The sequence below is a fragment of the Acidovorax radicis genome (assembly GCF_020510705.1).
Taxonomy (GTDB): Bacteria; Pseudomonadota; Gammaproteobacteria; order Burkholderiales; family Burkholderiaceae_C; genus Acidovorax; species Acidovorax radicis_A.
Map to the genome: position 1 here is coordinate 2,101,960 of NZ_CP075184.1, position 13,444 is coordinate 2,115,403.

The window sequence follows — 13,444 nt, forward strand, 5'->3', positions numbered from 1 at the left end:
GGGGGGTAGTTCTCGGCACGCATGGCACGCATGGCAGGCGTGGTAAGGGCGTTCTTGTGCAGGGCAATCAACGTGACTTCACTCCCCGGGTTGATTGCAAGGACTCTATCAACTCTTGCAGAACCGCTCGGTCCATGAAGAGTGGATAGCGTTTAGGGTCTATGTAATCGTCCGGGATGCGACAGCTAGGGAACAAGCAATGGCTCTGATGCTCCGCTTTTGTTAGAGTCCCGACGCTATCGCGTGGCGTTCTGATTCTTTGATCAGCTCGTATGTTCGATTACTCATGGATACCTCAATTCTGAAGGGGTGTTGCACTTCAGATTTGAGGCCGCCATGCGCTACAGGACGTTTTAATTTAAAAAAGCCCGCTGTGCAGTCAACGACGCAAACGCCTTACGTGGCTATTTCCGCAAGGAGTCCAGGCGCATGTGCGAGCGGCATGTTGACGGATGTGCCCCTGCGGTTCAGCGCATGCGTGTGAAAGGGCTGTAATCTGTCGCGGTGGGCCACGCTGATCAGTGTTACGCCGGGCAGACGCGCCAGCACCAGACCATAGAGCGTCGCTTCGTTGCTGGCATCCAGCGAGGCGGTGGCTTCGTCAAGGAACAGGTGGGTCGGTTTTTGCAGCAGTATGCGGACGAAGGCGATACGCTGCTGTTCTCCGGGCGACAGGCGTGTTGACCAGCTGTCGCTTTCGTCCAGGTGTTCGGTGAGATGTTCCAGCCGCACGGCGCGCAGCAGTTCGACGCACTCGTCGGTCCCGGCATCCGATCCATTGCCCGGATAACACAGGCAGGCGCGCAGCGTGCCGTTGGGCAGGTAGCTTTGCTGCGGCACAAACATGGCTTTGGCCGATACAGGCCATTCGATGCTGCCGCTGCCATGGGGCCAGAGTCCCGCCAGCGCCCGAAGCAGTGTGCTTTTTCCTGCGCCCGAAGGGCCGCGGATCAGCCAGCGCTCGCCCGGATGCAAGGCAAGGTCCAGGGGCTCATCGAGCGCGCTGCCGTCGGGCAGCGCCAGGCGCAGGCCATGCGTGCGCAGCACCGCGCTGTTGCCCTCAACCGTTTTGATGTCGCTGACTTGCGGCGTGGCAAGGGCGGCGTCAAATTCATTCAAGCGCATATACACCGAGCGCAGCAGGGCAAGGTCCTTGTACATCATGATGAACCACGACAGTCCACCGCGCACCCGACTGAAAGCCAGCGTGACTTGTTGCACCGTGCCCAGCGTGATCTCCCTGGCGAAGTAGCGCGGAACGATAATCAGGTAAGGAACAAAAGCGCCCACCTCGATATACGCTTCCTTGAAAAAGGTCACGCGCTTGGTGTAGCGCATGACATCTCGCCAATTGTGGCGGATGGCCGCAAAGGCCGCACCCAGCTGCCCACGCTCGGTTTCGCCCCCGCCATAAAAGGCAATTTGCTCCGCGTTTTCGCGCAGGCGAACCATGAGAAAACGAAAATGCGCCTCGCGCCGCCGCTGTTGGTAATCGACCGCCGCCATCGGCTTGCCGATTTTTTCCAGAAACAGCGAGCCCGCCAGCGCGTACAGGATGGCCGCCCAGAGCATGTAACCCGGAATGCTGATGTTGATGCCGCCCACCGCAAAAGCCAAACTGCCCGAAATCGCCCAGACAACCGTCCCGTAAGACACCAGCCTGACCACGTTGTCGAGCAAGCCGAGCGACAGCCGCAGCGTTTCCGTGGCCATCATGCGCAAGTCTTCGGCAATGCGCTGGTCGGGGTTGTCCACGAGCTTTTCGCGGTTGATACGGTAGTATGCGTTGGCGTGAAGCCAGCGCCCCACATACACATCGGTCAGCCAACTGCGCCAGCGCATTTCAAGCTTCTGGTTGAACCAAGGGCGCGTGGTATCCAGAAAAATACTTGATACCGCAATCACCAGGAATACCCATATCTGGCGCCAGAAGGCGGCAGCATCAAAATCCGCCAACGCATCAAAAAAATCGCGCTGCCAGTACGTCATGCGCACCGCGGTGTAGGCCCGCGTCAAGTCAATCGCAATGATCAGCGCCAGCAGGCCGCGCGCGGCCCAGCGCTCTTCCGATATCCAGTAGGGTTTTGCCAGCCGCCATGCTGCCGAAAACTGTTCTTTAATGGCCATCGACACCGCCTGTTCGTGTGTTCATTTTCGACCGGAGGCGCGCGGATGCTGCCATCATCGCCACCTCCAGTTCGGTGCCATGTAAAGATCAGAATCTGGTGCGTAGCGTGATCGCCACGTTGCGCGGTTCACCGTAGCTGTTGTAGGTGTTGGTGCCGCCAAGCCGCGTGTAGTAAGTCTTGTCAAAGAGGTTGTTTACATTCAGGCTCACCGTGGTGCGGGCATCGATCGGGTAGCTGGCCAGAGCGTTCACCACTGCATACCCGTCTTGCGAGCGGATTTCCGAGCTGCCGTTGCCGGCCTTGCTTTTACTCACCAAATTCGCGCCCAGGCCCAGTGTCAATGTCTGCAGCGCGCCCTCGGAAAAAGTATGCGTGCCCCAGACCTTCACGGTGTGGCGCGGCTGCCAGGTCTGGAACTGCAGGCCTGCGTTGGCCAAGTCTTTTAAATAAGCCGTGTCCTGCCGCGAATAAGCGAGCTGCAGGTTGTAGCCGGGCATCGGGCTGCCCGACACCTCGAACTCCCATCCCTTGCTTTCCACTTCGCCGGCATTGATGTAGTAGCCCAGATGGTCCGGGTCGGCGAATGAACGGTTGGTGTCGCGCAGATTGAACAGCGCGATTGATGCGTTCAACGCCCCGTTGAAGAACGCGCTCTTTGCGCCGACTTCATATTGGCGCCCCTCGCGCGGATCAATCGTTTCGCCGCTGACCTTGCTCTGGGTTTGAGGAATGAAGATGCTGGCGTAACTGGCATACAGGGAAACTTCCTGAGTCAGGTCGTAAACCGCACCCGCATAGGGTGTGAATTCGTTGTCGGCTCCGGCCGCGCCCGTCGCCCAGTCGGTCGGATTTCCCGGCGCCACGGTGCGTGACCGGGTTTTGAACTGGCTCAGCCGGCCACCCAGCAGTATTTTGAGCGGGTCGGTGACGTTCAGGCGGACCTGCCCGTAGAAGCCGCTCTGCTGGGTCTGTGAATTCGATCCGCGGTTATACGGAAGTTCGAAATCGGGCACCAGGTCAGGCCGTTCAAAAGGCACGTCGGTCACGGCTGGCGCATTCACGCCGACGTTGAGGGTCGAGAACTTGTCGTAGTTGTAGCCAAACAGCACATCGTGCCTGCGACCCAGCACCGGAATCGCACCTGTCACGAACACATCGACGGCATCACGCTGGTATGTCACATCGCTTACTCGGCGCGCATAGTTCAGCGTCTGCGTGACCGGATTAACGCCGGTCGATGCATACGAGTCCTTGAAAAAGAAGCTTTGGTCGCGCCGTGAGAGCTTGACCTTGGCGCTCCAGTCAGGGTTGAAGCGGTGTTCCAGTTCAGCTGCAAGATCCTGCGTACGCCATTCGTAGCGCGACCAGCGCGGCACCGGGTTGGTGGAGCGCGGCACGTCCAGCAGGCCGCCTGTAGTCCAGGCCGGCAAACCACCATAAGAAACAGGCGTTTTGTCCTCCTGCCCGGTGGCGATGAGCGAGAGCGTCGTGTCTTTGGTGAGGTCCCATTCCAGCGTGCCGTAGCCTAGCCATTTTCGCGTCCTGGTCGCATCGTAAAAATAGTCGCGGTCCTGCGCCGCAAGAACCGCACGGGCGCGCACCGTCCTGGCCTCGTTGAGTGGGCCGGTGACATCGATCTCGCTGCGGTAGTTGTTCCACGAACCCGCGCTGATCGAGCCGGACAGACCAAAGTCCGCTTTGGCGCGCTTACGCACCAGGTTGACCACGCCGCCCGGTTCGTCTGCCCCCTGGAGAACACCCGCAGGTCCGCGCAGCACTTCGACGCGTTCATAAATAGGCAGGTCGATTTGCTGATAACCCGAAAGCCCGGTGCGCGCAGGAATTCCGTCATAAGCAACGCCCAGGGCATAGCCGCGTGAGTAGAACTGGCTTTGCGTGGAGTCGTTTGAAATGGCGGTAACGCCGGGCATCTGGTTCAGCACCTCGGTAACCGTGGCCAGGTTCTGCTCCTCGATTCGCTGGCGCGTGATGACTGAAACCGAATTCGGAATCTCACGCAAGCTGCGCTCCTGCTTGCCTCCGACCATGACCTTGCTGAGGTAGCCTTCCGGTTCGGTTGAGCCGGTAACAATGACCGGCGCCAGACTCGGCACCGCATTGTGGTCGGGGTTCGCAGTGTCTGCAGCCGGCGCCGCGATCGATGCGGACGGCTTGACCGTTTGCAGCGGGTCACTGACCTGGGACCAGCCTTGCGGTACATACAAAACCAGCAAGATGGCCAGCGCGGTGGCCGTTGCTGCAAAATTTCTTTCTGCGCGTTGATTGCTTTTTATGGACATGAATTTTTCTTTGAGGTGTTGATGTTCTGGCGCCGGATGCTGGTGCTCTTCGTACGTAGCGCATGTCGCTCTAGGCGCGCACGCTGAAGCCGGTTGCTTCGACGGCTAGCCGAATGGCGTCTTTGGTGATGCAGGCCGTGTCGAAATCGACCGTCACCAGTTGGCTTTCCAGAACGACAACGGCCGAGCGAATGCCCGTCGTTGCTTCCAGTGCTTTTTTCAGGCGACCCGAACAGCCTCCGCAATGCATGCCGTCCACGCCTAATTCAAGCGTGCCTGGGGATGCGCTGTTCAGTAAAAGATGCGGGGTTGAAACTTTTGGGCGCATGAATGTCTTTTGCGCTAGCCATGGACGTGGGTTCACATAGAGCTGGGCGATTGGCAGCTGGGCACACGCAATCGAGCCGATTCGTCGATCACGAAAGGCGGGAAAATGTAGAAATGAACAGCGGTTTAGCGACTGCCTTCGGCGCTGGGCCGACGCGCACGGGGAAAGGCTGGGATCATTCGATGAACGCCCATGGCGGCAGCAAACCGCCCCACTGCGCTTGGCGGAGAATCATTCGCAGGCGTGCGTGACGCCGGGAAACTAGAAATTCAGACGAGTACGGGCGGCCCGCGCGCGGGTAGCGGTGCCCCGGCAAGTGCGGCGATATGCGCCACAAAGAAGAGTTGGAGAAAATGTGCCATTGGCGGTGGCGTCTTCAAGGCGCTGCTGGTCTCAGGAAGAGGAGCGATAGCGCCAAGGCAAAGCGGACAGTCCAGCGTGCGCTTGACCAACTCGACAGCTTCACCGTCGCTGTTGATCACGAGCAGCTTGGTGAAGCTGCCATCGGAGCAAACAAACTCCATCACTTGCGGATGGAAGATGGGAGAGGCCGTAGCACTTGCCAGTGTCAATGCAAACCATGCCAGGATAAGGCGGGCAAGCAATGACGAACTTCGCAGACGGTGCATGGTCAAACATTATCTACAAGCTTTGACGCTTTTTGCAGCTCGAAAGGTTTGCCGCTTACTTCGATGATGTTAGTCAACGGGTCTCCGAATTTCAGACCATGCGATGCGCTGGCTATTTCGCTCAACCAAAATGTACAAGTTCAGTGCCGAGCAACGCGCGAGGGATAAACGACGACGGACTCGCCCGCGAGCGTTCGTTGTCATCGTGCACCTCTTCTGGCGGCTGGCGTGTCAGCATCAAGCCCCAGCGCCAATATGACATGCGCCACCTTCCTCCGAAAAATTGGTGAGTAAAGAGGCAGGTATGACCACCAACCAGCAGAGGGGGTGCGGCGGCACCGGCCGTGATGAACCGCTCCATCAGGTAGCGGTCGTGCGGACGGATATCCGCTTAGTAGAGCGGTACCCCCAGAGACTGGAGAGCCTGTGCCACCTTGCCGAGATCGCGGAACCTGCGGGCGTAGACACCAAGGATGGGTTCCTGATCGAACGTCTTCAGATCGAGCACCCTCACCTCCAGGCCCCGCAGGTTCGTCAGCGGGGTCTGTGCCGCTGCCCGGTAACGGGCCGGCAGAAAGGCGACCGAGGTCTGCCGGGTCAGAAGCACCTTCTTTGGCCCATCGTCGGTGGCCAGCCAGTATTCGGTCTCGGTGCCGTCTGGGAGGTCACGCCAGTGGCGGGTGAGGAGGAAGCCCCGGAGTTCGGTGGGTGCGAGGGCTGAGGACATCAGGTGGGGCGGAGGACGTTGGCGCGCAAATTTTGATGCCTATGGCGAGATGATCGACAGGTGCGGCACGCTCTTGCGCATAATACTGTATTTTTGTACAGTATTGCAAAAACCGAAACCGAGAAGGCCATGTACAAACCCTCCCGCTATGTATTCCGTCCCGCCCGACCGGCTCCCGCACTGCTGCGCCGCATCTGGGCGTGGTTCTGACCCGGCGCGGCGGCGCCATCGGGCCATGCCCACCTTCGGGAAGTCACGGTGCGCACTGTGCGTGCCGACCGCTTGAGGCTGTGAGCGGAAATGCGCGCCGCTTTAACGTGATCCCCCGATTCCGCAGACGGCGGGGCAACTAGTCGGGAACGTGGGGGGTAATCCTTTTTTTGGCTGTGTTCTTTGAGATAGCTACGACGGGCCATGACCATAAAACCGATTAAAGAAATGAAATTCACAGCACATGAGACCGCACCACGAAAATCCAGCGAAACCTCCCGGGACACGTCGAATGTGACGCCGTACAACAGAAACCATGCGCCGGTGGAGCGGTGGGCCCAGTGCGATCGGTGTCGTGGCCTCGGGCGTTGAAGGCAGCCGACCATGGCTGCACGACACTGTGTGGCTGGTCACCGACCCGACGCCGTTAAGTGCTTTAGATGCCTGCAAATCAAGACTCCGTCGCCAATACTTGGGCTCACCTGATATGGGCAAACCCCGTAGATACGTGGCCTGCCGGCACCATGCCGGAAATGCGTTGCGCTGCACGGACTTACGACGGCATGTCACTTCGGACTGTAAAAGTCAGGTCTGAGTCAGGCTGCGGCCGACAGCAGCCGGACGGCGGGCGCGGGTGCGTGCGGCGCGGCGGCTTCCAGCGTGAAGACTGCGATGGCCGCCACCTGGGCCCGCGCCTGCTCCTGCAGACTGCAGGCGGCGGCGGAGAGTTCTTCCACCAGCGCCGCGTTCTGCTGCGTGGCCTGGTCCAGGTGCTGCACGGCCTGCCCGATCTGAGCCGTGCCACCACGCTGCTCGGTGCTGGCGGCGCTGATGTCGGCCATGAGGGTGGTCACGCGCCGGATGGCGGCCACGGCTTCCTGGATGGTGGTGCCCGCCGCGTCCACCAAGCTGGCCCCCTGGCCCACGCGCTCGGTGCTGGCGCTGATGAGCTGCTTGATTTCCTTGGCCGCCTCGGCGCTGCGCTGCGCCAGACTGCGCACCTCAGACGCCACCACCGCGAAGCCCCGGCCCTGCTCGCCGGCGCGGGCAGCCTCGACAGCGGCGTTCAGCGCCAGGATGTTGGTCTGGAAGGCGATGCCGTCGATCACGCCGATGATGTCCGCGATGCGGCCGGACGAGGCGTGGATGTCGCGCATGGTGGCCACCACCTGGTCCATCACTGCGCCGCCGCGCTCTGCCACTGTGCTGGCCTCGGCGGCCAGCGCACGGGCCTGACCGGCGTTGTCGGCGTTGTGCTGCACGGCTGCGTTGAGCTGTTCCATGGCGGCGGCGGTCTGCTCCAGCGCGCTGGCCTGCTGCGCGGTGCGGTTGGCCAAGTCGTGGTTGCCGGTGGAGATCTGGCTGGAGGCGCTTGCCACGCTTTCGCCGCCCTCGCGGATGGTGGCGACGACGCCGGTGAGCTGCCGCTGCATGGCGGCCAGCGCGCGCAGCACTTGGGCCGCCTCGTCCCGTCCGCCCACTGCGATGGGCTGGCTTAGGTCGCCTTGGGCGATGCGCTCGGCCGAGTGCACGGCCTGCTCCAGCGCGCGCCTAATGCCCCGTACCATCGTGGCGGCGAACAGGATCGCCAGCAGCAGCCCGCCCGCGATGGTGGCCCAGGCAACGGCGCGTACCGTGGCGTAGCGTTCTGCGCTGGCGGCGCTGGCCTTGCGACCCTCGTCGGCCTGCAGCTGCACCAGGGCCTCGATGTTTGCGCCCACAGGCACGTACAGCGGCCGCACGGCGGTGGTCACCAGCCGAGTTGCACCGGGCAGGTCGCCCGAGCGCAGCGCTGCGACGGTGGGGCGCAGGCCCTCCTGCACGAAGCGGCCACGGTGCTCGGTGAAATCGCGCGCGAGACGACTTTCCTCGGGGCCGTGGCTGCGGGCCAGGTAGGCGTCCCAGATGCGGGTGATGGCGGCGATGTTGGCCTCCACCTGCTTGCTGCTGGCTTCGATAGTAGCCGGCTCTGGCGTGATGAGCGCGATGGCGATGGCCAGGCGGTTGTGCAGCAGCAGGGCCTGAATCTGCGTGACCTCGCCCGTGGCGATCAGATTGTCTGCGTACATCGAGCGCAGCGCCTCGTTGGAGCGGCCCATGCCCCATAGCCCTAGGCTGCCAATGGTCAGCAGTAGCAGGGACAGTAGGGCGGAGAGGGTGGCGACGCGGGTGGAGATCTTGAAGCGGTTCATGGGATTTCCTGGGAAAGAGTCGCCGGCATGTACACGGGGACGGCGGAGGGCGGAGTGGAGCGGGACGGCGGAGGCGGCATGCCCAGCCGCTCCTCGAAATGCGGCATCGGCATGGGGCGGCCGAACAGGTAACCCTGGAACACGGGGCACTGCAGGCCCTGCAGCACGTGACGCTGGGCCTCGGTCTCCACGCCTTCGGCGATCACGCGCAGGCCCAGGTTGCGGGCCATGCCGACGATGGTCTGCACGATGGCTACGTCGCTGGGGTCGGTGACGATGTCGCGCACGAAGCAGCCGTCCACCTTCAGGTAGTGCAGCGGCAGCTGCTTGAGGTGGGACAGGGACGAGTAGCCCGTGCCGAAGTCGTCCAGCGCGAAGCGCACGCCGCGACGGCGCAGGGCCTGCATCTTGCGCACGGTGTCGGCGATGTCGTGCAGCACAAGGCTTTCGGTGAGTTCGAGAACGAGCAGGCGCGGGTTGGCGCCCGCATGGTCCAGTGCCCCGCACACTTGGGCGACGAAATCGGGGTGGCAGAACTGCTTGGCGCTGACGTTGACGGCCAGCTCCAGGTGGCTCGTGCTCGGCTGCGCGTCCCAGGCCTTGAGTTGAGCGCAGGCCTGCTGTAGCACCCAGGTGCCGATGGCGTGGATGAGGCCCGACACTTCCGCGATGGGGATGAACTGCGCTGGCGGCACGCTGCCGTGCGCAGGGTGGTTCCAACGCAGCAGCACCTCTGCGCCCGAGGCCTTGCGCTCAGCGTTGACCTGCACCTGGAAGTGCAGTTCCAGTTCGCCGGCAGCCATGGCGCCGCGCAGCGCCGCCTCCAGCGCGGTGCGGGTTTCCAGCTGCGCCTGCAGGGCCGGGTCGAACAGGCAGTAGCTATTGCGCCCGGCGCTCTTAGCGTGGTACATGGCGGTGTCGGCGCGCTTGAGCAGGTCCTTCATGGTGGCGTCCTGGCGCCGGAACAGACAGATGCCGATGCTGGCGCTGCCGTGGTGCCACTGGCCCGCCAGCTGGCAAGGGCCGTTGACGGCGGCCAGCAGCCGGTCGGCCAAAAGACCCGCCTGGGCCAGGGCTGTGGCCGCGTCGGCCGAGAGCTGGCCCGCCAGCACCACGAACTCGTCCCCACCGATGCGCGCGATGAAGTGGGGCGGCTGCACCACCTGCTGCAGGCGGTCCGCGGTGTCCACTAGGAAGGCGTCGCCCAGCTCGTGGCCCAGGGTGTCGTTGATGGCCTTGAAGTTGTCGAGGTCCAGCAGCAGCAGGGCGCGATGGTGGTCGTCGCGGGCACTGGCGGCCAGCGCGGCCTGGACGTTCTCCTTGAGCAGGCTGCGGTTTGGCAGGCTGGTCAGTGGGTCGTAGTAGACCAGCTGGTGGATGGCCTTCTCTTTGGCCCCCAGCTGCGTTTGCATGTCGCGCAGGGCCGTCATCAGCTCGCTGATTTCGTCATGACCTTGCACGACGATGGGCGAATTGAGCTCGCCGCGCGCGATGCGTTGGAACACCTGCTGCGCTGCCTGTAGCGGGTGCACGATGGAGCGAATGAGCAGCATGCCAAGCAGCGAGAGCACCGCCATGGAGGCCAGCAGCGCCGACACGGCTAGCCAGCGCGCATGGGCGTAGCGCTGCACGCCGTCAGCGTAGGCGGCGTGGGCCATTTGGAACTGCAGGTCGGTCAGCGCCTGGATCTCGGGGTAGGCGCGTTCATACAGCGCGCGGGCGGTGGCGGCCAGGCGCTGGGTGTCGTGGTAGCTCAGGGTGCTGAGCGCCTCCAGCGCCGGCATCACGGCCTCGCCCAGGTAGCGGGCGCGGCTGCTGGCGAAGGTGTCGGCCAAGGCGCGCTCCTGGCCGCCCAGGGGGCCGGTGGCGTACTCGCTCCATAGGCGGTCGATGGCCTGCACGTTGTGCTCGATGGCCTCCCGGGCGCTGCGGGCGGGCAGCGGGTCCAGGCTGGGCGAGCGTCCGTCGGCAGTGCGCCCCAGCGCCATCTGCAGCTGTTGCTGGTTGGCCAGCATGAGTAGCGAGATCTGCGCCAGGGTGCGTACCGGCTTCATGCGGCCTTCGTGCACCATGTATAGGCTCTCGTTCGCGGCGGCCAAGGCGTGCAGGCCCGAAGCGGCCAGCACCACCGTCACCGCGACGGCTAGCGCCATCATGGCGGCCAGGCGCGTGCCGATGCGAAAGCGTGAGAACAGGGCAGCGTGATCCAGCTGCGGCCAGCGCTTGCGCGGCGCGGTCATGGGCGCACGGGGCGGACGTGCAGCGGTAGCGGGCAAGGGGCCGATTCGAACATGGCGGTCTCCATCCTAGACAAGGATATGCGGGTGCTGGAGCACCCGGGGAGAGGCATGGTCGGGGCCTCGGGAAGGGGTAAGCTTGGCTGCGAGGGCGGGGCGGTCAAGCAAAAGAAGACCCTTTTTACCCCTTGAAACAGATTGTGTTACGCGGGAAAACCCGCAGCTGCTGTCAGCTGTGCAACTTTTCGCATGCCCGGATGGCTTCGGCCGCCACCTCGGAGAGCTTGCGCCGCTGTGAGCGCGAGGCCGAGCGCAGCAGGTCGAACGCGGCCGTGCGGGATAGGCGGTATTGCATCATCGCGATACCGATGGCGATATTGATGTCGCGGTCGCCGTCCAGCGTCGCCTGGAGTTGCGCGCGGCTAGTACGCAGGGCCTCCAACTCGCGGCCGCGGCGCAGCGCGGCCTGGACGGCGGGCCTGATCTGGAAGATGTCCAGCGGCTTGACCAGATAGCCCAGGGCCCCGTGGGCCGAGGCATGCTCCACCGTGGGCCCGTCGCTGTAGGCGCTGAGCATGAGGAAGGGGATGTGGTCCAGGCCGTGCAGGCGCTCGGCCAGCTCCAGCCCTCCGCGCCCGGGCATGCACAGGTCGATCAGGGCCAGGTCGGGCGGAGTACCGCCCGCCAGCAGCGCCTCGGCGTCGTCCACCGACTCGGCGGTACTGACCTGGTAGCCGGCGCTGCGCAGGCCGCCGGCCAGCGTGGCCAAGATCAGCCGGTCGTCGTCCACCAGCAGTAGGCGAGGCGCGGTGGCGGGGGAGGAAGTGCTTATGGCGGCGTTCATGCGGTAGCGGATTCGGTGGGTTCTGCGTGGATCACGGGCGGATGGAGTTCCAGGCAGGCCACGGCCCGCTCCTGGTGCTGCTCCATGGTCAGCATGGCGCCGCTGCGCGGCATCAAAGCTGCGACCAGTTCCAGACCGGTGTGACCGGCCATCGCCTCGCGCGGCCACTGGCCGGGGTTGGAAATGGTGATCCGCACGGTGCTGTCGTCGTCGCCCTTGCGCAGCGCCACGAGCACGTCGCGGTGCGCCCTGCCGCCGTGCTTGACAGCATTGAGGATCAGCTCGTTGAGCATCAGCGCCACCGGCACGGCCTCGGCTTGGTGCACGCGGCAGGGCTGCCACATGGGCGGGATGTCCACGAATACCGGCGTCTGCCACAACGAGGCAATGCTGGCGGCGACGGCGCTGGTCAGCTCGCACAGCCGCACCTGGTCCATGCGCGCGCGCCCCTGCAGCCCGTGGATGACGGAGATGCTCTGCACCTGCCCCACCACCTCGGTGATGGGCTCGTCCAGCTGCGGGTGCGCCTGGCCGAAGCCGCGCAGGATGCCGATGATGCCCTGCAGGTTGTTTTTGATGCGGTGGTGCACCTCGCGCACCAGAGCGTCGCGGTGCCTTTGTTCCATCTCCTGGCGCTGCTCGGCCTGGCGCCGCAGGTCGGTGATGTCGGTGATGGCCACCACATAGTGCGTGATGCGCCCGCGCGCGCTGGTGACCGGGGTGATTGCGGTCCACACCGGATAGGGCTCGCCGTACTGGCGCCGGTGCCACTCGCGGCGCTGCACGTCCAGGTAGGGCAGGTGGCGGTCGTCGTGGGGCGGCGGTGGGTCGGGGGCATCGCTAGGGTGGGCGCAGAGCTGGTGCGAGGTCTTGCCCAGCACCTCGGACGCGGTGTGGCCCGACATGCGCAGGAACGACTGGTTCGCCCGCAGCACCACGCCACGGGTGTCGGTGATGAGTAGGCCCTCCTGGCACTCGAAGGCGATGGCGGCGATGAGCAGGTCGGCGCGCTGGCGGCGCAGCTCCGCCAGGTAGGCCGCCAGCACCATGCCCACCAGCGACAGGATTGCCATGTACGACCAGTAGCCGAAGCCCTGGCTGGCGTCCAGGTCGTTGGCGAAGAAGCCAGCATTGGTGTGGGCGCCCCACCATGCCTGCAGCCCGGTCGTGCACAGCAGCGTAGCGGTGCCGGCCACGCCCAGGCGCGCGCCAGCCCAGGTGACGAACAGGAACATCCAGTACGCGTTTGCCACCGGGCTGAACACGGGGCTGTGCCAGTCCAGGAAGATGAGCTGGCCAGCCAGCGCCGCTAGCGCCAGCACCATCACGCCTTCGGGAAAGCGCCGCAGCGCGGCCCGGGTGCCCAGCGCGCTCCACCAGGCCAGCACCAGCGGCGTGACCAGCAAGATGCCCAGCGCGCTGCCCAGCCACCAGCGCAGCAGCACCTGCGCCCAGGCGTTGGAGACGATGTGGCCGGACAGCAGCAGCCCGGTGGCCGCTACCAACGCCCCAGCCCCGGCGGCCGCGCCGCAGCCGCTGGCCAGTAGGCGCGCGAAAGCCTTCACAGAGCCGCAGCGTGGGTCCGTTCCGTCCTGGCGCCGCAGCAGTACCGCGCCTAGCGCCGCCGCCACCGCGGTGGCCAAGGCCTCGCTCAGCGCCACAGCAGGCGGGGTGCGAGCGAGCCACCATACCAGGGCCGAGCCGGGTAGCAGGGCCGCCGTCAGGCGCGCCCCACCCTGCAGCCACAGCGCGAGCGCCAGGCCCGTGGTCGGCAGCAGCAGTGGCGGTAGGCCCGGCGCTTGGGGGCTGGAGGCCACCACGCCGGCCAACGCTAGGGACACCAGTGTC

Annotated in this window: 9 protein-coding genes; all 9 read right to left on the reverse strand. The window is 64.4% G+C overall.

Annotated elements, in window-relative coordinates; all coding sequences use genetic code 11:
• Positions 1-396: 396 nt before the first annotated feature.
• Positions 397-2,127, reverse strand: coding sequence for an ABC transporter ATP-binding protein/permease (locus KI609_RS09560; RefSeq protein ID WP_226449450.1), 1,731 nt, complete (start codon positions 2,125-2,127; stop codon positions 397-399).
• 88 nt (positions 2,128-2,215) lie between these two features.
• Complete coding sequence (locus tag KI609_RS09565; RefSeq protein WP_226449452.1) at positions 2,216-4,429, reverse strand: TonB-dependent siderophore receptor; 2,214 nt, start codon at positions 4,427-4,429, stop codon at positions 2,216-2,218.
• 70 nt (positions 4,430-4,499) lie between these two features.
• Positions 4,500-4,757: a heavy-metal-associated domain-containing protein gene (locus KI609_RS09570; protein ID WP_226449454.1), complete on the reverse strand. Its 258-nt coding sequence runs from the start codon at positions 4,755-4,757 to the stop codon at positions 4,500-4,502.
• 269 nt (positions 4,758-5,026) lie between these two features.
• Positions 5,027-5,386 (reverse strand): hypothetical protein, encoded by a 360-nt coding sequence (locus tag KI609_RS09575; protein WP_226449464.1) that lies wholly within the window; start codon positions 5,384-5,386, stop codon positions 5,027-5,029.
• Between the two features lie 391 nt (positions 5,387-5,777).
• Complete coding sequence (locus KI609_RS09580; protein ID WP_226449466.1) at positions 5,778-6,113, reverse strand: hypothetical protein; 336 nt, start codon at positions 6,111-6,113, stop codon at positions 5,778-5,780.
• A gap of 806 nt (positions 6,114-6,919) precedes the next feature.
• Positions 6,920-8,515, reverse strand: coding sequence for a methyl-accepting chemotaxis protein (locus KI609_RS09585; RefSeq protein ID WP_226449468.1), 1,596 nt, complete (start codon positions 8,513-8,515; stop codon positions 6,920-6,922).
• On the reverse strand, positions 8,512-10,755 hold the full coding sequence (locus KI609_RS09590) for a putative bifunctional diguanylate cyclase/phosphodiesterase (protein WP_226449470.1): 2,244 nt from the start codon (positions 10,753-10,755) through the stop codon (positions 8,512-8,514). The genes KI609_RS09585 and KI609_RS09590 overlap by 4 nt, the downstream gene beginning before the upstream one ends.
• Before the next feature lie 226 nt (positions 10,756-10,981).
• Positions 10,982-11,596 (reverse strand): ANTAR domain-containing response regulator, encoded by a 615-nt coding sequence (locus KI609_RS09595; RefSeq protein WP_226449472.1) that lies wholly within the window; start codon positions 11,594-11,596, stop codon positions 10,982-10,984.
• A complete protein-coding gene (locus KI609_RS09600) occupies positions 11,593-13,437 on the reverse strand; it encodes an MASE1 domain-containing protein (protein ID WP_413463395.1) in 1,845 nt (614 codons plus the stop codon). Before KI609_RS09600 ends, KI609_RS09595 begins: the two co-directional genes overlap by 4 nt.
• Between the last annotated feature and the right edge of the window lie 7 nt (positions 13,438-13,444).

Coding starts and splice junctions, on each gene's coding strand:
- KI609_RS09590 (WP_226449470.1), bottom strand. CDS start 10,755: ATGACCGCGCCGCGCAAGCGCTGGCCGCAGCTGGATCACGCTGCCCTG.
- KI609_RS09595 (WP_226449472.1), bottom strand. CDS start 11,596: ATGAACGCCGCCATAAGCACTTCCTCCCCCGCCACCGCGCCTCGCCTA.
- KI609_RS09560 (WP_226449450.1), bottom strand. CDS start 2,127: ATGGCCATTAAAGAACAGTTTTCGGCAGCATGGCGGCTGGCAAAACCC.
- KI609_RS09565 (WP_226449452.1), bottom strand. CDS start 4,429: ATGTCCATAAAAAGCAATCAACGCGCAGAAAGAAATTTTGCAGCAACG.
- KI609_RS09580 (WP_226449466.1), bottom strand. CDS start 6,113: ATGTCCTCAGCCCTCGCACCCACCGAACTCCGGGGCTTCCTCCTCACC.
- KI609_RS09570 (WP_226449454.1), bottom strand. CDS start 4,757: ATGCGCCCAAAAGTTTCAACCCCGCATCTTTTACTGAACAGCGCATCC.
- KI609_RS09575 (WP_226449464.1), bottom strand. CDS start 5,386: ATGCACCGTCTGCGAAGTTCGTCATTGCTTGCCCGCCTTATCCTGGCA.
- KI609_RS09585 (WP_226449468.1), bottom strand. CDS start 8,515: ATGAACCGCTTCAAGATCTCCACCCGCGTCGCCACCCTCTCCGCCCTA.